Source organism: Ensifer sp. PDNC004 (genome assembly GCF_016919405.1).
Lineage (GTDB): Bacteria > Pseudomonadota > Alphaproteobacteria > Rhizobiales > Rhizobiaceae > Ensifer.
This window is the reverse complement of sequence record NZ_CP070353.1, coordinates 2,519,194-2,543,425: the sequence shown is the minus strand read 5'-3', so window position 1 is coordinate 2,543,425 and position 24,232 is coordinate 2,519,194. Positions and strand designations below refer to the sequence as shown.

The 24,232-nt window shown below is 63.0% G+C and carries 26 protein-coding genes; 16 read left to right on the top strand and 10 right to left on the bottom strand.

All coding sequences use genetic code 11. The features are described from left to right. The first annotated feature begins 83 nt into the window (after positions 1-83). The 4 genes from mutM (at position 84) to dnaA (ending at position 4,839) form a co-directional block, all read left to right on the top strand. Positions 84-974, top strand: a complete 891-nt coding sequence (mutM, locus tag JVX98_RS20580) for a bifunctional DNA-formamidopyrimidine glycosylase/DNA-(apurinic or apyrimidinic site) lyase (RefSeq protein ID WP_205237246.1) — start codon at positions 84-86, stop codon at positions 972-974. 46 nt (positions 975-1,020) lie between these two features. Beyond that, complete coding sequence (locus tag JVX98_RS20575) at positions 1,021-1,794, top strand: enoyl-CoA hydratase (protein WP_205237245.1); 774 nt, start codon at positions 1,021-1,023, stop codon at positions 1,792-1,794. Between the two features lie 190 nt (positions 1,795-1,984). Next, positions 1,985-2,251 carry a 30S ribosomal protein S20 gene (rpsT, locus tag JVX98_RS20570; protein ID WP_043615568.1) on the top strand — a complete coding sequence of 89 codons (267 nt, stop codon included), beginning with the start codon at positions 1,985-1,987 and terminating at the stop codon, positions 2,249-2,251. 1,142 nt (positions 2,252-3,393) lie between these two features. After that, entirely contained in the window at positions 3,394-4,839 is a 1,446-nt protein-coding gene (dnaA, locus tag JVX98_RS20565) for a chromosomal replication initiator protein DnaA (protein WP_246764914.1), read from the top strand. Positions 4,840-4,890: 51 nt separating this feature from the next. Here the strand turns inward: dnaA and gcvA are convergent, their stop codons facing one another. Then, complete coding sequence (gcvA, locus tag JVX98_RS20560; RefSeq protein WP_205237244.1) at positions 4,891-5,835, bottom strand: transcriptional regulator GcvA; 945 nt, start codon at positions 5,833-5,835, stop codon at positions 4,891-4,893. A 134-nt stretch (positions 5,836-5,969) separates the two neighbouring features. Here gcvA and JVX98_RS20555 point away from each other — a divergent pair, with 134 nt between their 5' ends. From JVX98_RS20555 to JVX98_RS20515, 9 genes are all read left to right on the top strand, one after another. Next, positions 5,970-6,929: a DMT family transporter gene (locus tag JVX98_RS20555; protein WP_234824388.1), complete on the top strand. Its 960-nt coding sequence runs from the start codon at positions 5,970-5,972 to the stop codon at positions 6,927-6,929. A 122-nt stretch (positions 6,930-7,051) separates the two neighbouring features. Next, positions 7,052-7,426 carry a YciI family protein gene (locus JVX98_RS20550; protein WP_205237243.1) on the top strand — a complete coding sequence of 125 codons (375 nt, stop codon included), beginning with the start codon at positions 7,052-7,054 and terminating at the stop codon, positions 7,424-7,426. Further along, positions 7,423-8,694, top strand: a complete 1,272-nt coding sequence (locus tag JVX98_RS20545) for an RNA polymerase sigma factor (RefSeq protein ID WP_205237242.1) — start codon at positions 7,423-7,425, stop codon at positions 8,692-8,694. The genes JVX98_RS20550 and JVX98_RS20545 overlap by 4 nt, the downstream gene beginning before the upstream one ends. A gap of 87 nt (positions 8,695-8,781) precedes the next feature. Beyond that, the gene (locus tag JVX98_RS20540) at positions 8,782-9,177 is read left to right on the top strand and encodes a DoxX family protein (RefSeq protein WP_060608316.1); all 396 of its coding nucleotides are present in this window, start codon (positions 8,782-8,784) and stop codon (positions 9,175-9,177) included. Positions 9,178-9,200: 23 nt separating this feature from the next. Beyond that, positions 9,201-9,566: a DUF1801 domain-containing protein gene (locus tag JVX98_RS20535; RefSeq protein ID WP_205237241.1), complete on the top strand. Its 366-nt coding sequence runs from the start codon at positions 9,201-9,203 to the stop codon at positions 9,564-9,566. Positions 9,567-9,962: 396 nt separating this feature from the next. Further along, positions 9,963-10,355, top strand: a complete 393-nt coding sequence (locus JVX98_RS20530; protein WP_205237240.1) for an MAPEG family protein — start codon at positions 9,963-9,965, stop codon at positions 10,353-10,355. 29 nt (positions 10,356-10,384) lie between these two features. Next, positions 10,385-10,744: a YciI family protein gene (locus JVX98_RS20525; protein WP_205237239.1), complete on the top strand. Its 360-nt coding sequence runs from the start codon at positions 10,385-10,387 to the stop codon at positions 10,742-10,744. 39 nt (positions 10,745-10,783) lie between these two features. Beyond that, on the top strand, positions 10,784-12,004 hold the full coding sequence (locus JVX98_RS20520) for an RNA polymerase sigma factor (RefSeq protein ID WP_205237238.1): 1,221 nt from the start codon (positions 10,784-10,786) through the stop codon (positions 12,002-12,004). 154 nt (positions 12,005-12,158) lie between these two features. Beyond that, complete coding sequence (locus JVX98_RS20515; protein WP_205237237.1) at positions 12,159-12,773, top strand: glutathione S-transferase family protein; 615 nt, start codon at positions 12,159-12,161, stop codon at positions 12,771-12,773. An 84-nt stretch (positions 12,774-12,857) separates the two neighbouring features. Here JVX98_RS20515 and hemW read toward each other — a convergent pair whose 3' ends face one another. From hemW to rph, 4 genes are all read right to left on the bottom strand, one after another. Then, positions 12,858-14,042: a radical SAM family heme chaperone HemW gene (gene hemW, locus JVX98_RS20510; RefSeq protein ID WP_205237236.1), complete on the bottom strand. Its 1,185-nt coding sequence runs from the start codon at positions 14,040-14,042 to the stop codon at positions 12,858-12,860. Between the two features lie 79 nt (positions 14,043-14,121). Next, positions 14,122-14,766, bottom strand: a complete 645-nt coding sequence (rdgB, locus tag JVX98_RS20505; protein WP_205237235.1) for an RdgB/HAM1 family non-canonical purine NTP pyrophosphatase — start codon at positions 14,764-14,766, stop codon at positions 14,122-14,124. A 17-nt stretch (positions 14,767-14,783) separates the two neighbouring features. Beyond that, positions 14,784-15,179 (bottom strand): VOC family protein, encoded by a 396-nt coding sequence (locus JVX98_RS20500; RefSeq protein ID WP_192448033.1) that lies wholly within the window; start codon positions 15,177-15,179, stop codon positions 14,784-14,786. A gap of 15 nt (positions 15,180-15,194) precedes the next feature. Continuing rightward, positions 15,195-15,914 carry a ribonuclease PH gene (gene rph, locus JVX98_RS20495; protein ID WP_192448032.1) on the bottom strand — a complete coding sequence of 240 codons (720 nt, stop codon included), beginning with the start codon at positions 15,912-15,914 and terminating at the stop codon, positions 15,195-15,197. Positions 15,915-16,176: 262 nt separating this feature from the next. On the opposite strand from rph, the gene hrcA reads away from it, so the two are divergent. Both hrcA and grpE read left to right on the top strand, forming a co-directional pair. Continuing rightward, positions 16,177-17,256, top strand: a complete 1,080-nt coding sequence (hrcA, locus tag JVX98_RS20490; protein ID WP_205237234.1) for a heat-inducible transcriptional repressor HrcA — start codon at positions 16,177-16,179, stop codon at positions 17,254-17,256. Positions 17,257-17,420: 164 nt separating this feature from the next. Continuing rightward, the gene (grpE, locus tag JVX98_RS20485; protein ID WP_205237233.1) at positions 17,421-18,029 is read left to right on the top strand and encodes a nucleotide exchange factor GrpE; all 609 of its coding nucleotides are present in this window, start codon (positions 17,421-17,423) and stop codon (positions 18,027-18,029) included. 88 nt (positions 18,030-18,117) lie between these two features. Here grpE and JVX98_RS20480 read toward each other — a convergent pair whose 3' ends face one another. Continuing rightward, on the bottom strand, positions 18,118-19,353 hold the full coding sequence (locus tag JVX98_RS20480) for a D-arabinono-1,4-lactone oxidase (RefSeq protein ID WP_205237232.1): 1,236 nt from the start codon (positions 19,351-19,353) through the stop codon (positions 18,118-18,120). Positions 19,354-19,364: 11 nt separating this feature from the next. Beyond that, positions 19,365-20,132: an SDR family NAD(P)-dependent oxidoreductase gene (locus JVX98_RS20475; RefSeq protein WP_192448029.1), complete on the bottom strand. Its 768-nt coding sequence runs from the start codon at positions 20,130-20,132 to the stop codon at positions 19,365-19,367. Positions 20,133-20,282: 150 nt separating this feature from the next. Here JVX98_RS20475 and JVX98_RS20470 point away from each other — a divergent pair, with 150 nt between their 5' ends. Continuing rightward, a complete protein-coding gene (locus JVX98_RS20470) occupies positions 20,283-21,095 on the top strand; it encodes a helix-turn-helix transcriptional regulator (RefSeq protein ID WP_192448028.1) in 813 nt (270 codons plus the stop codon). 53 nt (positions 21,096-21,148) lie between these two features. Here JVX98_RS20470 and ptsN read toward each other — a convergent pair whose 3' ends face one another. The 3 genes from ptsN to rpoN all read right to left on the bottom strand — a co-directional run bounded on the left by ptsN (position 21,149) and on the right by rpoN (position 24,121). Further along, positions 21,149-21,613, bottom strand: coding sequence for a PTS IIA-like nitrogen regulatory protein PtsN (gene ptsN, locus JVX98_RS20465; RefSeq protein ID WP_043615607.1), 465 nt, complete (start codon positions 21,611-21,613; stop codon positions 21,149-21,151). 172 nt (positions 21,614-21,785) lie between these two features. Further along, positions 21,786-22,358 (bottom strand): ribosome hibernation-promoting factor, HPF/YfiA family, encoded by a 573-nt coding sequence (gene hpf, locus JVX98_RS20460; RefSeq protein WP_034797455.1) that lies wholly within the window; start codon positions 22,356-22,358, stop codon positions 21,786-21,788. A 224-nt stretch (positions 22,359-22,582) separates the two neighbouring features. After that, positions 22,583-24,121, bottom strand: a complete 1,539-nt coding sequence (rpoN, locus tag JVX98_RS20455; protein WP_205237231.1) for an RNA polymerase factor sigma-54 — start codon at positions 24,119-24,121, stop codon at positions 22,583-22,585. Between the last annotated feature and the right edge of the window lie 111 nt (positions 24,122-24,232).

The following is a 24,232-nucleotide window of genomic DNA, read 5'->3' as shown; positions in this document are numbered from 1 at the left end:
ATAGCGCACCCCTATAGGATAAGAAGGCCGCCAAGGAAATGCCAACCACCACATCCGGTGGCTGAGATCGAAGGAGTGCATTCATGCCGGAGTTGCCCGAGGTCGAAACCGTCAAGCGCGGCCTGGCGCCGACCATGGAGGGGGCGCTGCTGGTCAATGCGGAACTGCGCCGTCCGGATCTGCGATTTCCTTTCCCGGAGAATTTCTCCTCGACCGTTGCCGGCCAGCGCATCGTCTCGCTGTCGCGCCGCGCCAAGTACCTGATGATCGATCTGGAAGCCGGCGACGTGATCATCGCCCACCTCGGCATGTCCGGCTCCTTCCGCATCGAGGTGGGACCGGCGGCCGCAACGCCGGGCGAATTCCACCATCCGCGCGGCAAGGACGAAAAGCACGATCACGTCATTTTCCATCTCGACGGCGCGCAAGGCCCGCTGCGGGTGATCTACAACGACCCGCGCCGCTTCGGCTTCATGGACCTTGCTCGCCGCGACACGGTGGCAAACCACGCCTATTTTCGCGCGCTCGGCGAGGAGCCGACCGGAAACGTGCTCGATGCCGCCTATCTCGCCGCACGCTTTGCCGGCAAGGCGCAGCCGCTGAAGGCGGCCTTGCTCGACCAGAAGAACATCGCCGGTCTCGGCAACATCTATGTCTGCGAGGCGTTGTGGCGCTCGCACCTGTCGCCGCTGAAACCGGCCGGCGCGCTCGTCGACAAGCGCGGCAAGCCGAAGGACGGGCTTGTGCGCTTGACGGACGCGATCCGCGAGGTCATCGCCGATGCCATTGCCGCCGGCGGATCGTCGCTCAAGGACCATATCCAGGCCGACGGCTCGCTCGGCTACTTCCAGCACTCCTTCTCCGTCTACGACCGCGAAGGAGAGGCTTGCCGCACGACCGGCTGCGACGGTACGGTCGCGCGGATCGTGCAGGCGGGCCGCTCGACCTTCTATTGCCCGCACTGCCAGAAATGAACGCCGGTCCGTCAGCGGTCTGGTGCATGAACCGGAGGAAACAGGAATGACCTACGAAACGCTGCTGGTCGAAACACGCGGCCGCGTCGGCCTGGTGACGCTCAACCGTCCGCAGGCGCTGAACGCGCTGAATTCGACGGTGATGCGCGAGCTTGCCGCAACGCTGAAGGCCTTCGATGCCGACAAGGAGATCGGCGCCGTCGTCCTCGCCGGCTCGGAGAAGGCCTTTGCCGCCGGCGCCGATATCAAGGAGATGCAGACGCTCGATTTCGTCGACAGCTATCTCGGCGACTTCATCGGCGGCTGGGACCAGGTGGCGGCAGCCCGCAAGCCGCTGATCGCTGCCGTTTCCGGCTATGCGCTCGGCGGCGGCTGCGAGCTTGCGATGATGTGTGACTTCATCATCGCGTCGGAGACAGCCAAGTTCGGCCAGCCGGAAATTACCCTCGGCGTCATTCCCGGCATGGGCGGCTCCCAGCGCCTGACGCGCGCCGTCGGCAAGGCGAAGGCGATGGACCTGGTTCTGACCGGCCGGATGATGGATGCGGCCGAGGCCGAACGTGCGGGACTCGTTTCGCGTGTGGTGGCGTCGGAGAAACTGATGGAGGAAGCGCTGGCCGCTGCCCAGAAGATCGCCTCCTTCTCGTTGCCAGCGGTCATGATGGCGAAGGAGGCCGTAAGCCGCTCGCTGGAGGTGACGCTTGCCGAAGGCCTGCGTTTCGAGCGGCGTCTCTTCCACTCGCTGTTTGCGACCGAGGACCAGAAGGAGGGCATGGCCGCCTTCGTCGCCAAGCGGAAGCCGGACTTCAAGCATCGCTAGCTCAAAGGAAGGCGCGCAGATTCTGGAAAATGCGCGTTGACGGGGCGGCCGTTTCCCGCTATACGCCGCCCTCAGTTTGGAACGCCATCCTGGGCTTTCCGGAAATACTCCCGAATTGCTTTGATGACAGGTCGCAGTGACCCGGCACGGCGAGGGCGGAGTTCATATCAGTTTTCGAAGAGAGGCACCAATGGCCAATACAACTTCGGCGAAAAAGGCGACCCGCAAGATCGCACGCCGCACTGCAGTGAACAAGGCCCGTCGTTCGCGCGTCCGTGGCTTCATCCGTAAGGTCGAAGAAGCGATCGCCACCGGCGACCAGGCTGTTGCAGCCGCAGCGCTCAAGGCAGCTCAGCCCGAGCTGATGCGCGCCGCCACCAAGGGCGTCCTGCACGCCAACACTGCATCGCGCAAGGTTTCGCGTCTTGCACAGCGCGTAAAGTCGCTTTCGGCCTAATCCGGCTAAGAAAAATCTGTTAATCGAGAGCCCGGCCCTTGCGCCGGGCTTTTCGGATTCATACTTCTGTCATTGCGATGGTTAATCTGGCGGCTTGGGCTTATGTCAGTGCGATGACAAAATTTATATAATTATTTCAATGACTTGTGAGAGGTCCTTATCAAAAGGATGTCTCTGGCTGGGGGTCTGTTAGGCCCATTCTGAGTCAAGCGAATTTTTATTTTTTTTCTTTTTCGCCAGCTAAGCAAAGGGCGAAAAATCAAAACCCTTGATTCAACAGGGATTCTTCTCGGACTCGGAATGCGGCAAGCAAATGGCGGCCGGAGAGTCAACGGCCGGCGCTTAAGGTTGCGTAAAAATCGCGATTGATCTTGCCCATCGATCCTGCCTAAATGCCCTCCACAGGGGACACGGACCACATCTGTAAAAGGAAGCAAAAGAGGCCATTTCGAAGAAATGGTTTCGATGTTTCTGTCCTTTGTATCAGGGCGGCTCCGCGTCGTTCAATCAGACAAGTCGAAGGTGAAAAACCGGATGGTTCAGACCACTCCGGACGAGAAACTTTCGTCCTGTGATTGTGAGGCGGCCATCTGCAGCACCGTGCGTCCGGTCGGACGCCTGAAGGTCGCTGCGGCGCTTTGACGGCTGCCTATCCTGCCCTTTGATCGGCTACGACAAAGGAAACATGCAGGCGGTCTCGATGGAGGGTGCAAGCGGCGCCCGACGCGAGGCCAAGGTCCAACGCGCGGCTCATCGCTTCGTACGAGGGTGCGAGGAGCTGTTGACGAGGAGGAGGATCCGGTACGGCGCGGGAGCGCGTCGAAGGGATTGTTGACAAGAGGCGCGAGGGGACATCCTCCGGCCCGAAGGGCAGGTGGGTGCGCGTAGCGCGCAGCGAGGCGGGAGATGAGGAGCCCGGCGTCGTCTGCGACTGTGACGTTCGGCGTAAGCGGCATGGCCCATACGGGCGCCGCGGGCGGCGGACATAAGAGATGAGGCCGGCAGCGATGACGGCATCTGAACATGAATTGGAAGGCGGCAAAATGCAGATGAATTTGGTGACGGCGGGCGCACTTCAGAAAGAAGGAGACGCATTTCAAGCCGGAAGCAATCTATCTCAGGCGGCGGGGGAAAAAACCGACATGAGGCACGACGCACTGTTCGAGCGGGTAAGTGCGCGTCTCAAAGCTCAAGTCGGTCCGGATGTCTTTGCAAGCTGGTTTGGGCGTCTGAAGCTCCATTCCGTATCCAAGAGCGTTGTGCGCCTTTCGGTGCCGACCACGTTCCTGAAGTCCTGGATCAACAACCGTTATCTTGACCTCATCACCTCGATCTTCCAGCAGGAAGACGGCGAGATCATGAAGATCGAGATCCTGGTGCGCACGGCAACCCGTGGCGCCCGTCCGACCACCCAGGAAGAAGCGCTGCCGCAGGCGGTAGAAGCAGCTCCGGCTCAGCCCGCGCGCCGTCCGGCCGCAGCCCAGCCGGTGGCAACCGTTGCCGCGGCGACTGTCGCAAGCATGCAGAGGCCGACCCAGGCGCCGCTCTTCGGCTCGCCGCTCGACCAGCGCTACAATTTCGAAAACTTCGTCGAGGGTTCCTCGAACCGCGTGGCGCTTGCCGCCGCCCGGACGATTGCGGAAGCCGGCGCCGGTGCGGTGCGGTTCAACCCGCTCTTCATCCATTCGAGCGTCGGTCTCGGCAAGACGCACCTTCTGCAGGCGATCGCCATCCAGGCGCTGCAGAGCGCGCGTGCGCCGCGCGTCGTCTACCTGACGGCCGAATACTTCATGTGGCGTTTCGCCACCGCGATCCGCGACAACGACGCGCTGTCCTTGAAGGAGTCGCTGCGCAACATCGATCTCCTGATCATCGACGACATGCAGTTCCTTCAGGGCAAGTCGATCCAGCATGAGTTTTGCCACCTGCTGAACATGCTGCTCGATTCCGCCAAGCAGGTCGTCGTCGCAGCCGACCGCGCACCGTGGGAATTGGAATCGCTCGACAGCCGCGTTCGTTCGCGTCTCCAGGGCGGCGTCGCCATCGAGATGGACGGCCCGGACTACGACATGCGCCTGGAAATGCTGAAGCGCCGCCTGGACACGGCCCGTCAGGACGACGGTTCGCTCGACATTCCCGGCGAAATCCTGAGCCACGTGGCACGCAACGTGACCGCCAGCGGCCGCGAACTGGAAGGTGCCTTCAACCAGCTCCTGTTCCGCCGCTCCTTCGAGCCGCAGCTCTCGCTTGAGCGCGTCGATGAATTGCTCGGCCACCTCGTCAACGCCGGCGAACCCCGCCGCGTGCGCATCGAGGACATCCAGCGCGTCGTCGCCAAGCACTACAACGTCTCGCGCCAGGAGCTCGTCTCCAACCGCCGCACCCGTGTCATCGTCAAGCCGCGCCAGATCGCGATGTATCTGTCGAAGACGCTGACGCCGCGCTCCTTCCCGGAGATCGGCCGTCGCTTCGGCGGACGCGACCACACGACCGTGCTGCATGCCGTGCGCAAGATCGAGGAGCTGATTTCGGGCGACACCAAGCTCAGCCATGAGATCGAACTGCTGAAGCGCCTGATCAACGAATAGCCGAGGCGCATTGCCGCAAAAAAAGCCCGGGTTCGCCCGGGCTCTTTTGTTTTATCGGACCGCTTTCAGTGCCGGCCGCGGCGGACGCTTGGTCGCCGCTTTCCTCACACCCTGCTCGGCTCGTGCCTGTTCGATGATCCAGGCGCGAAAGGCCGTGACCGGCGGGCGGTCGAGCGCGGCCGGCGGGTAGACGAGATGGTAGGCAAGCCCGGTCATCACGCCCTCAGGGAAGGGGGCTTCCAGCACACCCTCCGCAAGCTCGCGCGTGACCAGCGACAGGCGCACCAGTGCAACGCCGTCGCCGGCCTTGGCCGCCTCGATGGCGCCGTTGCTGTTGACGAAGACTGGCCCTCGTCCTGCGTCCACCCCGTCGGCGCCCGCCGCATCCAGCCACAGCCTCCAATCCTGACGGTGCACGTCGTGCAGGAGCACATGCGCGGCAAGGTCGCCCGGCGTGTCGAGTGGGTTCCTGGCGCGTAGTGCCGGGTGAAGGACCGGCACCGGGTCGTCATCGATCAATCGTTCGCTCACAAGACCGTCATAGCGGCCAAGCCCATGACGGATGGCGATGTCGACCCCATCGCTGTTGAAGTCGGTCAGCCGATTGGTGGTGCTGATGCGCACGTCGATGCCGGGCACCTGCAACTCGAAGGCGCCGATGCGCGGGACCAGCCATTGGGCGGCAAAAGTGGGCGTGCAGCTCACCGTCAGCACCGGCGCGCGCTTGCGCGCCGTCAGTTCCTCGGTCGCTTCGCGCATCATCCGGAACGCGCGCCTGAGCGTCGCGAAATAGGTGCTGCCGTCCTCCGTCAGCACCAACTGTCTCGGCCGGCGCTCAAACAGCGTCACGCCAAGCGTCTGCTCTAGTTCGCGCACCTGCAGGCTGACCGCGCCAGGCGTCACGTTGAGTTCCTGTGCGGCCTTCGTCACGCTCGAATGGCGCGCCGTCGCCTCAAAGGCGCGCAGCGAGGCGAGGGACGGAAGGGATGTAGCCATGGTTTAGCCAAACTCAATCATGCGGCGAGAAATGATCGTTTGTTCGAAGCTCAATATCCTGAGAATAATGGCACAAAGTCAAGATGGTCGATGCCATCACGGTTTAGCCTGACAAACAAACGAGGGTTTAGGCAATGACACAAGCAACGCAGGCCAAGGTCATGGGTGCCCGGGAATGGGGCATGTTGATCCTGCTCTCCATTTTGTGGGGTGGGTCGTTCTTCTTCATCGGCGTCGCCGTCAAGGCGTTGCCGCCGGTCACGATCGTGGCGCTGCGCGTCAGTCTCGCGGCGCTCGCGCTGCTCGCCTTCGTTCGACTGATGGGACTGTCGATGCCGCGCGACCCGCGCGTTTGGCTGGCCTTCTTCGGGATGGGGTTGCTCAACAATCTCATCCCCTTCTCGCTGATCGTCTGGGGGCAGACGCATATCGCAAGCGGCCTTGCCTCGATCCTCAACGCCACCACGCCGCTGTTCGGCGTGATCGTCGCGCATCTCCTGACCGATGACGAGAAGCTGACAGCCAACCGGTTTGCAGGCGTCGTCGTCGGCTTCCTCGGGGTTGCGATGATGATTGGCCCGGCGGCGCTCGGTGGGCTCGGTTCGAACCTGCTTGCCCAGGTCGCCGTGCTCGGCGCAGCGCTCTCCTATGCGCTCGCCGGTGTCTTTGCCCGCCGCTTCAAGCGCATGGGCGTGGTGCCGATCGTGACGGCGACCGGTCAGGTCTCGGCCGCAAGCATCATGCTGGTCCCGCTGTCGCTGCTGATCGATCATCCCTGGACGCTTCCCATGCCCGGCTTCGACGTCTGGGCGGCGATCGTGGGCATCGCGCTGATTTCCACGGCGCTCGCTTACGTCCTGTTCTTCCGCATCCTTGAAACGGCCGGTGTCACAAACCTGATGCTGGTGACCTTCCTGATCCCGGTCAGCGCCATCCTGCTTGGCGCCCTTTTCCTCGGCGAAACGCTGGAACCCAAGCACTTCCTGGGTATGACCTTGATCGCGGCCGGTCTGGCGGCGATCGACGGGCGGCTTCTGCGCCTCTTTTCCCGACCGGCCATCGACACCAAGTTAGAGTGCCGCGACAACGCTTGAGCATTTCTGATTTGCACGCATTGCGGGCCGGTGGGCGAAAGCACCACCGGCCCTGTTTTTTTCATCCGGGTTGTCGGCTATTGCTTGCCGCCACCGTCTTTGTTTCAGGAGCTGGAGTTCCGATGCTTTACGCCGTGTTTTGCTACAATCAAGAAGATGTCACGAACGCCTGGACCAAGGAGCAGGACGAAAAAGTCATGCATGATCTGTTGGCCGTACAGAGCAAATATGCGGAGGCAGGCCGGCTTGGGCCGGTGGCGCGCTTGATGCCGACGACGGCGGCGACGACGCTCCGGCACAGTCACAGCGAGACGATCGTAATCGATGGCCCGTTTGCCGAAACGAAAGAGCAACTGCTCGGTTTCTATGTCATCGACTGTGCGTCTCTCGATGATGCGCTCGAGTTCGCCCGTGATCTGAGTTCTGCCAATCCGGCCGCTGGCTCCTATGAAATCCGTCCCCTTGCCATCTACAAACCCAGTGAGCTTGATTCATGACAGACACAGCCTGGATAGACCTCGCTCTCGTTTCGGCCCGGCCGCAGGCCGTGGGCGCGCTGTTGCGCTATTTCCGCAACCTCGACACTGCCGAAGAAGCGTTTCAGGAGGCCTGTATCCGGGCTTTGAAGACCTGGCCGAAGAGCGGCCCGCCGCGCGACCCCGCCGCCTGGCTGATCTTCGTCGGCCGCAACAGCGGCATCGACAAGGTGCGCCGCCAGTCTCGCGAGACGGCGCTGCCGCCGGAGGAAATTCTTTCCGACCTCGAGGATCAGGAGGGCGTGCTCGCCGACCAGCTCGACGGCTCCCACTATCGCGACGACATTCTTCGCCTGCTGTTCGTCTGCAGCAATCCGGCACTGCCGGCAACGCAGCAGATCGCGCTGGCGCTGCGCATCGTCTCGGGCCTTTCGGTCAAGCAGATCGCCCGCGCCTTCCTCGTCAGCGAGGCGGCGATGGAACAGCGGATCACGCGGGCCAAGTCGCGTGTCGCGGCCGCCGGCCTTGCCTTCGAGACCCCGGATGCGGCCGACCGGTCAGATCGGCTTGCCGCCGTCGCCACGATGATCTACCTCGTCTTCAACGAGGGCTATTCGGCGATGAACGGCCCGGAAAGCGTCTCGGCCGACCTGTGCCAGGAGGCGATCCGGCTCGGACGCCTGTTGCTTCAGCTTTTCCCGGCCGAGCCGGAGATCAAGGGGCTTACGGCGCTCATGATGATCCAGCATTCGCGGGCGCGCGCCCGCTTCGACGCCGATGGCGCCGTCATCCTGCTTGATGACCAGGACCGCAGCCTGTGGGACCGCCCGCTGATCGACGAGGCCTTGGCGCTGATCGACAGGGCGATGCAGTACCGCCAACCGGGCGCCTACCAGATCCAGGCGGCGATCGCGGCGCTGCATGCCCGCGCCGAGCGTGCGGATGAGACCGACTGGGCCCAGATCGACTTGCTCTACCAGGCGCTCGAGCGGCTGCAGCCCTCTCCGGTGATCACGCTCAATCGCGCAGTGGCGGTTTCGAAGCGTCAGGGGCCGGAAGCCGCGCTGGCGATGATCGCGCCCTTGGCGGAAAAGCTCTCCGGCTATTTCTATTTCCATGGCCTGAGCGGCCATCTCCTGAAGCAGCTCGGCAAGGTCCGCGAGGCGCGTGTGGCCTTCGACCATGCGATTGCGCTTGCGACCAACGCGGCCGAATGCGCTTACATCCGCATGCAGCTCGACAAGCTCGATGAAACGCCTGGTATCGAGATCTCCGAAAGAAAAATCTGACGGTGCCTGTCGGGATCCCTCATGCGCTTTCGTCCTTGGACCGAGAACGAAATCCAAGGAGAGAAATCAGTGACCACCAGCCTCGTTATGCCCGCCCCAACGGCAAAGTCGATCATCCTCGGCCGCTTCCTCAGCGGCGTGCTAGTCGCCTTCCTGATTTTCGATGCCGTCATCAAGCTCGTGCCGCTTGCTGTCGTCACCGAAACCATGGTTGCGCTCGGCTACTCGGCCGACCAGGGCCTGGCACGTCTGCTCGGCATCCTCACATTGCTATGCACGGTGCTATATGTGATCCCGCGCACCTCGATCCTCGGCGCCATTCTGCTCACCGGCTATCTCGGCGGCGCGATGGCGACGCATCTGCGGGCCGGCAGCCCGCTCTTCACCCATCTGCTTTTCGGCTTTTATCTCGGCGTGATCGCCTGGGGCGGCCTCTGGCTTCGGGATCCGCGCCTGCGCGCCCTCATCCCGCTCAAGAACTAACGGCAAGCGACAGAAAGACGACCATGACCAAGACAGTCAAGGACTACATTGCCGGCCTTTCCGGCGTTCCCGCCGACGTGGCGAAACGCCTGCATGATGCCATCCTCGCGGTGGGCGGGCTGACGGACATCGTCAAATGGGGGCATCCGGTCTACGACGCCGGCGGCGCTGTCTGCCTGCTCAAGGGCACAAAGGACTCCGTCACCTTCGGCTTCTGGCGCGGAGCCGACATGCTCGATCTTGATCCTCGCATGGAGAAGGGCGGCGGCAAGGGTGACATGGCCTATATCCGCCTGCGCAGCACCGATGACGTCGACGATGCGCAGGTCGCCCGGCTGGTCGCGAAAGGCATCGAACTCAATCGCCTCAAGGGCGATCCTATGAAATAGGCTTCCGCGGAAGACGCGTGCAGATTTGCAATCATCGCCACCTCGCGGATGCGTGATTTTCACGCCCGCCTCCGCGAGGAATCGAACCGCTCTCCTTCGCGGCGCCCATACCCTTGCCCGGCCTCTCAGGCGGTTTCGCCGGGAAAAATCGTCCTTCGCATCGTCCGGTTGGTGGCAATGGCAAAGGGCGTTCCGACCCTCCGTGTGGCAACGGCCTGGTACCGTTAATTGTAGGCCACGCGGGCTCGCGCGCGCCTTGCATCACCCCGACGCCTCGGGCATCGTCCCGCACACCGATCCTCAAAAATTTTCGAGAAAAGTTTTTACCCGTGTCGAAATTCGCGAAGCGCGGACGTCCATCGCACGTAGAGACCATTCAATCTCATTGGAGAGACCATGACTTTTACAGTGACACCGCTTTATGCGCTGCCGGTGGCGGCGATCTACCTTATCCTCTGGTTCCGCGTCAACGCCTCGCGGTCCGCCAACGGCGTGTCGTTCGGCGATGGCGGCAACGCACTTCTGCTTCAACGCATTCGCCAGCACGGCAATTGCGCGGAGTGGTCGGCCTTCGTCATCATCCTGATGATGCTTGCCGAGGGCATGGGCGCGCCGGCGCTCTACCTGCACATTTCGGGCGGACTGCTGCTGATCGGGCGCATCGCGCATCCCTTTGGGCTCAAGGCCGACAATGCCGGGCATCCGCTGCGCTATGTCGGAAACGGCACGAACATTCTCGCAGCACTCAACGCGATGGTCTGCCTTGGCGTCAACGCCGTCGACCTCTGACATCCGCACACAATCGAAAGGCAAGAACGATGCAATACATGCTGCTGATCTATAACGACCCCCAGAAAGAGCCTGCCTATGGCACGCCCGAATTCCAGGAGATGATGGCCGGATTCTTCGCTGCCAACGCGCGAATGAAGGACGATGGTGTCCTGCGCTCGGGCGAGGGCCTTCAGGGCACAGAAACCGCAACGTCCCTGCGCATAAAGTCCGGCAAGGTCGAGACGATGGATGGTCCGTTTGCCGAAACGCACGAGCATCTTGGCGGCTATTATGTCATCGATGTCGCGGACCTGGATGCAGCACTCACCTATGCTGCGCTGATACCCTCGGCGCACTTCGGTACGGTCGAGGTCCGTCCGCTCATGGATTACAACCCCACAAACTGACCTGAACCGATGTCACAAACCGTCCCCAAGGCCATCGCCGTGGCGAAGTTGCTCGACAGCACGCTGCGGTCGGATCGGGGGCGGCTTTTGGCCATCCTTGCGGCCAACCTGCGCGATCTTTCACTGGCCGAGGACGCGCTGCAGGACGCCGCCGTATCGGCCCTGTCGCATTGGGGCCGGGCCGGCGTGCCGGCATCGCCGCAGGGCTGGCTGCTGACGGTTTCCCGGCGCAAGGCGCTCGACCGCTTGCGCGGGGCGCGCCGCGACGCCCGCAAGGCCGAGGCGCTGGCGCAGCTGATCGTTCGCGAAGAAGCGGAAGCCGAAGACATTCCCGATGAGCGCCTGCGGCTGATCTTTGTCTGCTGTCACCCGGCGCTCGAACTCAAATCGCGCGTCGCCCTGACCTTGCGCACGGTCTGTGGCCTTACCACCCCTGAAATCGCCCGTGTCTTTCTCGACCAGGAGCCGACGATGGGCCAACGTATCAGTCGTGCCAAAGCCAAGATTGCCGGCGCGGGCATTTCCTTCTTTGTGCCGGCTGCCGAGCACTGGCCGACGCGGCTCGACGCGGTGTTGACGACCGTCTACCTGATTTTTACGACTGGTTATCTGGCCGGGGCGGAGGGCGCGCGGGATCTGTGCCTGGAGGGCGAATTCCTGATGCGGATGATCGATCGGCTGCGCCCCGAAGACCCGGAAATCGAGGGCGCGCTGGCGATGATCCTGTTGACCGCCGCCCGCCGTGCTGCGCGGATCGGCCCCGATGGGGCAAGCCTTCCGCTCGACGAGCAGGATCGCGGGCTTTGGGATCAGGCGCTGATATCGGAGGGCCGCGCCATTCTTGCGCAGGCGGTGGCCCGCAGAAGCCCGGGGCCGTTCCAGATCAAGGCGGCGATCGCCGACTGCCGGTTGGCCGACGCGGGGCCCGACTGGCCGCAGATCGCAGCACTTTATGGCGGCCTCCTTCGGTTCGAACCGACGCCCGTGGTTGCATTGAATGCAGCCGTCGCGCTGGCCGAAGCCGGCGACCCGGCAAGGGGTCTTCAGATCGTCGAAGGGCTCGCGGCCGAGCTTGCGGACTACCAGCCTTGGTGCGCTGCCAGGGCGTCGCTCCTGGCCATGACAGGCAGGTCTTGCGCGGCGGCCGACGCCTATCGGCGCGCCATTGCCTTGGCTCCAGGCCCGGCCGAAGCCCTGTTTCTGGAAAAGCGCCTCGCGGCGTTGCCTTGCGACCAGCCAGGGCCCCCTGAGCCGTTGTGATGGCGTCCCCGCGACTTGGTGAAAGACGATCCACCACAAGGGCGTTCGACGAAACAAAATTGCGGAACAGCCGACTATTCAGAGCAGCTTTATCGCGTCGAATGCAATATTTCTTCACGGGACCAGGAAATCACCACGATCCCGCGAGGCAATCATGATCCTCTACTATCAGACCCATTCCCCTTTCGCCCGCAAAGCGCTCGTCTTTGCCCATGAGATCGGTCTTGCCGACCGGCTCGAGGTCATTCACCACGAAACGAGCCCGACACGGCGTAACGATGAGGTCTATGCCGAAAACCCGCTCGGCAAGGTTCCGATCCTGTTGCGTGAGGGGCAGGAGCCGATCTTCGACAGCGACGTGATCTGCGCTTATCTCGACACGCTCCATGAGGGCCGCAACCTGATTCCGGAGGCCGGTGAGCCGCGTTGGCGGGCGCTAAGGCTGCAGTCGGTGGCACAGGTCTTGGCGCAGACCGGCATCGGCCTGCGCTGGGAATGGGAGCGCCGGCCGGAGCATCTGCGTTATCCGGCGCTTGCCGATGGTTATGCCGAGAAGATCGAGGCGACCTACGATTGGCTGGAGCGCACGTTAAAGCCGGAAGCGGCTGTCGATATCGGCCAGATCGCGCTTGCAACCACGCTCTCGTGGATGGCGTTTCGCGACCTTCCGTCGTTTCGCAACCGTCCGTCGCTGACCCGCTGGTTCGATGCGTTCGAAGAGCGGCCGTCGATGCAGGCGACGCCGCTCTCCGGTGAAACGTTCGATTGAGCCTGTAGCCGGCGAAACCCTACCAGAAGCAATCCCAGGAAAAGTGCGACGCGGTTATCCGTTGGAAATCGCGTCCTTACCACCTTACGGGCAGGCGAGATCGGCAACCACCGCGTCGAGGATCAACATGCCCGCCGGCGTGCAGCGCAGGCGCGAATTGCCAAGCCGCTCGATGAAGCCGTTGTCGATCAGGAACTGCTCGCGCTCCGGGTCCGGGTCGCGGCCGGAAAGCGTCTGCCATCGGGCGAGGTCGACGCCTTCCTTCAGACGCAGGCCCATCAGCAGCAGTTCGTCGGACTGCGCCTCGAGATCGAGGGATTCCCGTTCGATCATTCCATGGCCGTAGGTCTCGACAAGGTTGAGCCAGTCCTCGGGCTTGCGCTCGGTGGAAGTCGCGATCTTGCCGTTGCCGATGCCGAGGCGGCCGTGCGCGCCGGGGCCGATGCCGGCATAGTCGCCATAGCGCCAGTAGGTCAGGTTGTGGCGGCTTTCGGCACCCGGGCGGGCGTGGTTGGAAACCTCATAGGCGGGCATGCCGATCGAAGCCGTGATGTCCTGCGTCGCCTCGTAGAGCACCGCCGATTGTTCTCCGTCGGGAACGATGAGCTTGCCGGCCTTGTGCAGGCCGAAAAAGGGCGTGCCTTCCTCGATCGTCAGCTGGTACAGCGACAGATGGTCGACCGCGTAGGAGACGGCCTCCTTAAGCTCGCGCTCCCACTCCTCGACCGTCTGGTTCGGGCGGGCATAGATCAGGTCGAAAGACATGCGCGGGAAGATTTCGCGCGCCAGCCGGATTGCCTTCAGCGCGTCCTCGACATTGTGCAGCCGGCCCAGGAATTTCAGGTCTCGGTCGTTCAGCGCCTGGACGCCGAGCGAGACGCGGTTGACGCCGGCGGCGCGGTAGCCGTGGAAGCGTGTCGCCTCGACGCTCGACGGGTTCGCCTCCATGGTGATCTCGATGCCGTCGGGCACATGCCAATGGCGAGCGATACCCTGGAGGATGGCGTCGACCGTGGCGGGTTCCATCAAGGACGGCGTGCCGCCGCCCATGAAGACGCTGGTGACGGTACGCGGGCCGGAAAGCTCGCGCACTTCTTCCATTTCCTTGAGGAACGCGGCAACGAAACGCGGCTGGTCCACCGGCTGGTGGCGCACATGGCTGTTAAAGTCGCAATAGGGGCATTTGGCCGCGCAGAACGGCCAATGCACATAGACCCCGAAACCGGGGTCCATGCCGTCACCGATCGCCGATAGCGTGGCAGTCTGCATTATTGCGTCTCTCATGGTCACATTTCATAGGGAGCGGGGACGCGGCGGATAAATCCGCGGTTTCCTCCTCCCGCTCCGATCACGCTCCGAGGCAGGTTTCGGCAAAGATCTTGAAGGCGCGGGCGCGGTGCGACAGAGCCTCTTCGTCGCCCGGCTTCCAGCCGTGCTTCTCGTCGGCGCTCATCTCGCCGAAGGTGGTGTCGTAGCCCTTGGGCTGGAACACCGGATCATAGCCGAAGCCCTGGCTGCCACGCGGCGGCCAGACGACGAAGCCTTCGACTTCGCCGCGGAAGAGTTCCACATGGCCGTCCGGCCAGGCAAGGCAGAGAACCGAGACGAAGCGGGCGGTGCGCTCGGAAGGCGTCTTGGCGCCTTTCTCCTGCAGCGCATCTTCGACCTTCTGCATGGCCATGGCGAAGTCGCGGCTGCCATCCTCGCGCTCGGCCCAGTTGGCGGTATAGACGCCGGGTGCGCCATCGAGCGCGTCGATCGCGAGACCAGAATCGTCCGAAAGCGCCGGCAGGCCGGAGGCCTTGGCCGAGGCAAGCGCCTTGATCGTGGCGTTCTCCTCGAAGGTCGTTCCGGTCTCGTCGGGCTCGACGAAATTGAGGTCGGCGGCCGACTTCGCCTCGAAGCCGAGCGGGCCGATGAGATCGCGGATTTCGCGGATCTTGCCGGCATTGTGGCTGGCCACGATCAGCGTCTTGTTGTCCAGTTTGCGCATGGTGTCTCGTTTCGTGTTCATTCGATGGACCAGAGGCCCGGTTCCGCACATTCAAGGCTGTTGCCGGCCGGGTCGCGGAAATAGAAGGACCGCGCCCCATTGGGCCAGCGGGTGTCCGCTTCGATCGCGATACCCGATGCTTCCAGTTTCGCCTTCCAGGCGTCCAGCGCTGCGGCGGAAACCCGGAAGCACATGTGACCCTGGCCGCTTGTGCCGTGCGGGATTGGCGGCTTCAGCGTTTCGTCCGGATTGAAGATCAGCAGCACGCCCGGTCCGCAGCGATAGAAGACGTGACGATTACCGGCGCGCGTGATCTTCTGCAGGCCGAGAATACCACCGTAGAAGGCCTCGGCGGCATCGAGGTCACCCACGTAGAGGGCGGTCTCGAGAATGCCTTCCAACGCCGGGGCCATCTTGACGTTCCTTCCTCAGCCGGCGATCGCCTGCTTCTGCAGCGCCACCAGTTCGGCAATGCCGTTCTTGGCAAGGCCCATCAGGCTTGCGAATTCTTCCTCCGAGAACGGCTTGCCTTCCGCCGTGCCCTGGATCTCGACGATGCCGCCGGAGCCGGTCATGACGAAGTTGGCGTCGGTCTCGGCAGCAGAATCTTCGAGGTAGTCGAGATCGATCACCGACTGGCTGGCGAAGATGCCGCAGGAAATGGCGGCGACATGATCCTTCAGGACCTTCTCGACCTTGACCATGTTGCGGGCTTCCATCCACTTCAGGCAGTCGTGGAGCGCGATCCAGGCGCCGGTGATCGAGGCCGTGCGCGTGCCGCCATCAGCCTGGATGACGTCGCAGTCGATCGAGATCTGGCGTTCGCCGAGCGCCGGCAGATCGACGACGGCGCGCAGCGATCGGCCGATCAGCCGCTGGATTTCCTGGGTACGGCCGCTCTGCTTGCCGCTTGCCGCCTCGCGCCGCATGCGCTCCCCGGTGGCGCGCGGCAGCATGCCGTACTCCGCCGTCACCCAGCCCTTGCCGCCATTGCGCAGCCAGGCCGGAACCTTTTCCTCAAGGCTGGCGGTGCACAGCACATGCGTGTCGCCGAACCGCACCAGACAGGAGCCTTCCGCATGCTTGGAAAAATTGCGCTCGAAAGAAACCTTGCGCATTTGATCGGTTTTTCTGCCGGATGGCCGCATCGTCAACTCCTATCGTATCTCGTGAGCCTTCTACTGCATAATTCCCTAAATCGAAATCGATTTAGGGACAAAATTATGCAGCAGTTTATGGTGCTGCAGCGACCTTTGGCGCGTCCAAGGACGCGCGGCGCTGCAGAACACGGCGCGGGCAAAGGGAACCGGTGGAAAGCCGGGCAATCGACCGTTTTTTCCCTTTTGCCAACGGCCCGCAGGGACACTATATTCCGGCCACGGCAGGATGTGCCTGCATATGTGGAGTGACATGGTACTGCGCAATCCCGGAGCAAAGGAAATCGCCGCGGCGCTCGACGAGCGCTCGGGCGAAATTTTCCGTCGCATCGTGGAGACCTATCTGACGAGCGGCGAGCCGCTCGGCTCGCGCAATCTGTCGCGGCTTTTGCCGATGGCGCTGTCGCCTGCCTCCGTGCGCAACGTGATGAGCGACCTCGAAGACCTCGGGCTCATCTATTCGCCGCATGTGAGCGCCGGTCGCCTGCCGACCCAGACGGGCCTGCGCTTCTTCGTCGACGCCTTCATGCAGGTCGGCAATCTCTCACCTGAAGACCGCGCCTCGATCGACCGGCATGTCCGGCGCGACGACCATACCCAGCCGGTCGATGCGCTTTTGACCGAAGCGAGCCAGATGCTGTCCGGCATGTCGCGCGGCGCGGGTCTTGTCATCACCGCCAAGGCCGATCCGGTGCTGAAGCATGTCGAGTTCATCCGCCTGGCGCCGACCAAGGCGCTGGCCGTGCTCGTCGGCGAACATGACCAGGTGGAAAACCGCATCATCGAGCTGCCGGCAGGCGTCACCAGCTCGCAGCTTACGGAAGCCGCAAACTTCCTCAACGCCCATCTCGCCGGACAGACGATCGCCGAGGTGCGCACGCAGCTCGAAAGAGTGAAGCTGACGGTGCGCGGCGAACTCGACGCGCTGTCGCAGGATCTCGTCGAGCGCGGCCTTGCCATCTGGTCGGGCAACGAGGGCGACGAGAAGCCGGCGCGCCTGATCGTGCGCGGCCGTGCCAACCTGCTAGAAGGGCTCGAAGGCGCCGAGGATATCGACCGGCTCAGAATGCTGTTCGATGATCTCGAAAAGAAGGACAGCATGATCGAGCTGCTCGATCTTGCCGAAAGCGGCCCGGGCGTGCGGATCTTCATCGGCTCGGAAAACAAGCTGTTCTCGCTGTCCGGCTCCTCGCTGATCGTCGCACCCTATCGCGATGGCGAGGACCGCATCGTCGGCGCCGTCGGTGTCATCGGTCCGACGCGGCTCAACTACTCGCGCATCGTGCCGATGGTCGATTATACCGCGCAGCTGATGTCGCGGCTTTCGCGCTAAGAGCCCGTCTTTAGCGCACGTGCGCCATTGAACCCTTGATTTTTCGGCCCCAAACCTCGATATCGGCTTCAAATCCAGTTCCTGAGCATTTTTGCTGAAACGCAGGCTCGCGCTTGCGGTGTGGAAATGCGAAGGACAATAGAGACGACACTGCGGAGAACGTCATGACCGACGATACGAACAAGCACGGACCCGAGGCCACCGACGAGGTATTAGACGCCGCACCGGACGCTGCCGAGGCAGCAGCCGTTGCCGAGCCCGATCCGTTGGAACTCGCCCGGGCCGAGAGCGCCGAACTGCGCGACAAGTACCTTCGGCTTGCCGCCGAGATGGACAACCTGCGCCGCCGCACCGAACGCGATGTCAAGGATGCCAAGTCCTATTCGGTTGCAGGCTTTGCCCGCGACATGCTGGCGGTATCCGACAACCTGCGCCGCGCGCTCGACGCCATTCCGGCGGAAGCCAAGGAAGCTGGCGAAGCCGGTCTCAACACGCTGATCGAAGGCGTGGAGATGACCGAGCGCTCGATGCTTTCGGCGCTTGAGCGCCACGGCGTCAAGAAGCTGGAGCCGGAAGGCCAGAAGTTCGACCCGAACTTCCACCAGGCGATGTTCGAAATCCCGAATGCGGATGTGCCGAACAACACGGTGCTGCAGGTCGTCCAAGCCGGCTACACCATCGGCGACCGCGTCCTGCGTCCGGCCATGGTCGGCGTTTCCAAGGGCGGCCCCAAGGTCGTTGCTGGCGAGAACGGCGACACGCCGGCCGCCTGATCCCGCCGAACGGAATTCAACAAAAACGCCGCGCGAGCTTCGCGCGGCGTCTTTGTTTGGTGCACGGCGCGACAGCCACGGGCAAGTGTTACCCGAACAATTGCTGTAGGTGATCGTTGAGGAAGCGTCCTTCGGGATCGACCTTGGCCCTCAGCGCCCGGAAATCGCCGGCGCGGGGGTAGAGTGCCGTTACATCCTCGGCGCCGAGGAAGTGCAGCTTGCCCCAGTGCGGCCGCGAGCCGTACTGCCTGAGGATCGTGTCCACGTCCTTCAGGTATTCCCAATAGTCGGTGCCGGGCTCGCCGGAGACCGAAAGCGTGATTGAGTCCTGCTCGAAGAAGGGGCTGATCCAGCCGGTGTCGCCAGCAGTGAAGCGATACTCGATCGGATAGATGCATGTCGGGTGCTTCTCCAGCATCAGCTTGCGCACCGCCTTGACCGCTTCCTTGCCGTGGGCGACGGGCACCGCATATTCGAGTTCGTGGAAGTTCGGCACGTATTCGATCGGGTAGATCTCCGAGGAATAGGCGATCTTCTCGAAACCACGCTCCATCGGCGCTTCCCCGGTGATGTCGATCACCTTCATCTCGCAGACGTCGGAGGTCTTGTCGGTGGTCGAAACCGAGGCCGTATCCGGCAGGCAGTAGCAGTGGCGGCTCTCGGGCACCGGGCACCAGAAGAAGCCGAAATGGCGGTGCTTGGCGGCAAGCTCGTCGTGCTGCTCGATCATTTCGTCGAAGGTGCAGCGCCAGAGCTTTTCATGGAGATTGTAGCTCTCCATCGCCTGCAGGGTAATCTCCGAGATCACGCCGAGCATGCCGACGGAGACGCGCGCCGCCTCGAGCAGATCCGGCGTCGTCTCGTCGACCACGAGGATGCTGCCGTCCGGTTGCACGAGGCGCATGCCGACGATCTGCGAGGCCATGTTGCCAAGCCTGGCGCCGGTGCCATGGGTGCCGGTCGTCAGCGCGCCGGCCAGCGCCTGGCTGTCGATATCGCCCTGGTTGATCAGCGACAGGCCGTTTTCCTTCAGCACCTTGCCGAGCTGGTTGATGGTGGTGCCGGCCCTGACCGCGACGCGCTTGCGCGCGCTATCGATGTTGACGACACCTTGCATGCTGGAAAGCGTCAGATGCAGCCCGCTCGTCAGCGCCACCGGTGTGAAGGAATGGCCGGACCCGGCGCAACGCACGTTCAGCCCTTGGGCTGTCGCATCGCGCACCATTTCGGCCAGCGCCGCCTCGCTCTCCGGCGCGCCGCGATGGCGCACGATGCATGATTGGTTTCCGACCCAGTTGCGCCAGTGGCCACCTGCCTGAAGCATTTTCCCCTCCCTCAAACCGCGGTGAAGCAATTGTCGACGAACAGATGCGTGCCGTTGACGAAACTCGCCTCGTCGCTCGCCAGAAACAATGCCGCGTTCGCCACTTCCTTCGGATCGCACATGCGGCCCTGCTGCGCGGCGATCGCCGCCTCCGAAACGTCGACGCCATATTTGCTGAGGCCGACAAGTTCGCGCTTGCCGTGGTCGGTGGCGATGAAGCCCGGGCAGACGGCGTTGCAGCGGATGCCGCGGTCGCGAAACTCGACGGCGATGGCGCGCGCGAACATGTGGCAGGCGCCCTTTGTGGTGTCGTAGAGCACCTCCATCGGCGTGGCCGCCACGGCCGAGATCGACGAGGTGCAGACGATGCTGCCGCCGCCGGCCGCAAGCATGCCCGGCAACACTGCCTTGGTCATCAGGAACATGCTGCGCACATTGACCGCCATCAGCCGATCCCACTCGTCCTCCTCCGTTTCGAGGAAGGGGCCGACGGCAAGGATGCCGGCGTGGTTGAAGAGCACGGTGATGGAACCGAAGGCCGCTTCGACCGCCTTGACGGCGGACGTCACCTCGGCCGACACCGAGACGTCGGCGGGGGCGAAAATCGCCTCGCCGCCATTGGCGCGGATCGAGGCGGCCACCTCTTCGCCCTTGCTGCGCGGCAGGTCGACGATCGCGACCTTTGCGCCTTCGCGCGCGAACAGCTCGGATGCGGCAAGACCGCAGCCTCCCGCGCCACCGCTGATCAGCGCCACCTTGCCTGAAAGCCTGCCTGCCATCGTCATCCTCCCCCTTAGGCGTCCTTCGCAGCGGTCGCCAATGACGACCCGCGACGGATCCGGTTTCTCACTCCCCGGGAATTATTGTTGACGAGTGAGGGGCTGTCGATATCCCATGGGGGATACGTAGGGTTGGGGGATGACAAGGGAATGCTCGCAAGCGAGTCCGCAGATATCTCGGCGATGATCGGCCTGATCGGCACCGAGGATTTCGGCCGGGCGCTCGACCGGATGCTCCGGTCGGTCACCGGCTTCGATCTCTCGGTCGTGTTTGCCTACCCCTACGATGCCAGGCCGATCGTCCTGCATGACGGCTATACGGCCAAGGTGTCGGCAAGTGCGCTTTCCGCCTATCTCGGCGGCGCCTATCTGCTCGATCCCTTCTATGTCGCCTGTTGCGCCGGCCAGCCGGCGGGCCTCTGGCGAATGCGCGAGCTGGCGCCGGACCAGTTCTTCCAGTCTGACTTCTCGTCGTCGGCGGAAGTGCATCCTTGCGTGTCGATGGAATCCGGCGTTCTCGTCGAGGAGGTGGGCTTCGTCATCCCGCTCGATGGCGGCCTGCAGGCGACCTATTCGCTGATGCGCGGCCGCGGCGGCGAACCTTTCAGCGAGGCGGAACTGGCGCGGCTCCGCGTCTACGAGCCGATCGTGCGCGAGGCCATCCGGTCGAACTGGCGCCAGCAGGGCCAGCCGGTCGCGCCGCCGCCTTCCGAGGAGGGCGACGACGCGATGGAGGTGGCGTTCGAGAGCCTCTGTTCAGATCGGCTGACCAAGCAGCAGCGCAACATCGTGCGCCTGATCCTCAGGGGCCACAGCAACCTGTCGATCGGCAAGGTGATGAACATTGCCGAAGGGACGGTGCGCATCCACCGCAAGAACATCTATCGCCGGCTCGGCATTTCGAGCCAGGGTGCGCTGTTTCGGATTTTCATTGATCATTTGAACGGGCGTCAGCTCTATTGACGCAAGGTTCGGGTGACTGTGCGCATCCTGCCGGATGCGCCCGTTGTTCAAGCTCAGGCGGCGTGCGAGGTCGCGTCGTCGTCGAGCAGCGTGTAGATCGCGCTGGCGGAATCGCTCGAGCGGATCTTGGCCACCATGTCCTGGTCGCGAAGCACGCGGGCGATGCGCGACAGGGCCTTGAGGTGGTCCGCACCGGCGCCTTCCGGAGCAAGCAGCAGGAACACGAGATCGACCGGCTGGTCGTCGAGCGCCTCGAAATCGACAGGCGTATCGAGACGCGCGAAGATGCCGATGATCGAGGGAAGGTTGTTGAGCTTGCCGTGCGGGATGGCGATACCGTTGCCGACGCCGGTGGAACCGAGGCGCTCGCGCTGCAGGATCACGTCGAAGATTTCACGCTCCGGAAGCCCGGTGATCTTAGAAGCTTTTGCCGCCAATTCCTGAAGGAGCTGTTTTTTCGAGTTGGCCCTCATGGCCGGGATGATCGCATTTTGATGCAGTAGACCTGCCAATGCCATTCTTTTGTCCTCGTTCGCCGGTTAGAGCCGGACAACATCATCATAAATGCGTCGCAATGGCTCTAACCATCTTTGTCATGGCGGGTTCCATGCACAGAAAAGTCACATTTTCCGGCCTGGCCGCTGAGTTGCGGGAGAGGGACGCCGGCATGCCGGCATCCCTCTTTTTCGCTCATGCTTTGATATTGGCAGCGTCGATCCAGCCAATATTTCCGTCGTTGCGTCTGTAGACGATATTCAGTTCGGCCTTGCCGGGAGTGCGGAACATGAGGACGGGTTCATCCGTCATGTCGAGTGCCATCACGGCGCTGGCGACAGACATCGTCCTCAATTGTTTCGAGCTTTCGGCGACGATCGTCGGGGCGTAATCCTCGGGGACTTCGTCATCCTCGAAGGGCACCGAATCCATCACTGTGTAGGCCACTTCGGCAGCGTTCTGTCCGTTGCCGTTGTGATGATCCTTCAGCTTGCGCTTGTAGCGACGCAGGCGCTTTTCGATGCGGTCCGACGCCGCGTCGAAGGCTGCCTGTGGATCGTTCGCCTGGCCATTCGCCTGCATTACCACGCCCGTATCGAGATGAAGCTTGCAGTCGGCGCTAAAGCGCGGCCCGGATTTTTCCACAGTGACCTGGCTTGAATATCCTCCGTCGAAATATTTGGTAACGGCCTGCTCGATCTGCTCGCCAATGCGGGCGCGGAACGAATCGCCGATTTCCATCTGTTTACCGGATACACGCACACTCATGGAGTTTCCTCTCTCGTTCGTGATTTGCGCAGCCAGTCTATTCCAAGCGGTCCCGTCATCCAAGCCTTTCAGACTTGCGAGCGCGCCTCTGTCGCAGCCACCGGTCGCACCGGTCGCCTCCGGGGCGAGCATGTCCCCGGCAATTGCGGCGGGCTCATATCGCCTGTGTCGGAGAGAGTCAATCGAAGGTCGCAAAAAAGTTAATGCGCCTTAACGTTCGAGGCTCAGAAACCGGAGGCCTTGGCGAGCGCGCGCTTCTCCCGCCGGCGCTGCACGGAGGAGGGGATGTTCATCGCCTCCCGGTATTTGGCGACCGTGCGCCGCGCGATGTCGATGCCAGCCTTCTTGAGGATGTCGACGATGTCGTCATCGGAAAGCACGGCCTCGGTGCTCTCCTCCTGGATCAGCGTGCGGATCTTGTGGCGCACGGATTCCGCCGAATGGCTGTCGCCGCCTTCGGCCGAGCCAATCGAGACGGTGAAGAAATATTTGAGTTCGAACAGCCCGCGCGGCGTCAGCATGTACTTGTTCGAGGTGACGCGGCTGACGGTCGATTCATGCATCTTGATGGCGTCGGCCACGGTCTTGAGGTTCAGCGGCCTGAGATGCCCGATGCCGTTGGCGAGAAAGGCGTCCTGCTGGCGCACGATCTCGGTCGCGACCTTCATGATCGTGCGGGCGCGCTGGTCGAGGCTACGCGTCAACCAGTTGGCATTCTGCAGGCACTCGTTGAGGAAGGCCTGGTCGGCGCTGTTTTTCTGCGTGCCGCGCGAAACCGAAGCGAAGTAGTCCTGGTTGACCAGAACGCGCGGCAAAGCGTCCGGATTGAGCTCGACCAGCCACGACCCGTCGGGCGCTGCCCGCACGACGATATCGGGCACGATCGCCTCGCTGACGCTGGTCTCGAAGCTGGTGCCCGGCTTCGGGTCGAGCTTGCGGATTTCCGCCAGCATGTCGATCAGGTCTTCCTCGTCGACGCCGCAGATCTTCTTGAGCGTTGCGAAATCCCGTCGCGCCAGAAGTTCGAGATTGGCAAGCAGCGCCTCCATCGCCGGGTCGAGCCGGTCGCGGGCGCGCAACTGGATGGCGAGACATTCGCCGAGCGAACGGGCAAAGACGCCCGGCGGATCGAACTGCTGCAGCGTCAGCAGCACCCTGATGACATCGGCATCTGCGGCACCCAGCCGTTCGCCGACCTCGCCGAGGTCCGCCTGCAGGTAGCCGGCGTCGTCCAGCTGGTCGATGAGGTGTTGCGCGATCAGTCGGTCGGACGGCGTCGGCAGCGCGAAGGGTAATTGCTCCAGAAGCGTTTCGCGCAGGCTCTTGCGGCCGGCGACGAAGTCGTCGAGGTCGTAGTCTTCGCCCTCGCCGCCGCCGGGCATCGATTTCCACTGGCCAAGCAATTCCGGCGCGTCGGCGCGCTGCGGCGTCGTGTCGTCCTGGAAGACATTGGCGAAATCGGCATCGAGCTGGTCGTCAAGCCGCTCGCCGCTCTGCGATGTGGCGCTGTCATAGAGATCCGCCTGGCCGCCGCCGTCGTCGTTTGCGCCACTCTCGTCGCCGCCGGCCATCTCGCCCCGCTCCGGGGTGAGCTGATCGTCATTTGCCTGAAATTCGAGCAGCGGGTTCTTTTCGACTTCCTGGGCAATGAACTGGTTGAGTTCAAAATGCGTCATCTGCAGCAGCTGGATCGACTGCATGAGTTGTGGCGTCATCACCAGGGACTGGGATTGGCGCAGATGAAGGCTGGCGGACAGGGCCATGCTGACGCGAAACTCCCGAGAAATCTCCAGGGGCCGCGGTGCTTCTCCGGTCGCCGATCGGGCCCTTTTCTTAATTGGCCCAAAAATTGCTTATCGGAAAGGTTTGGTCAA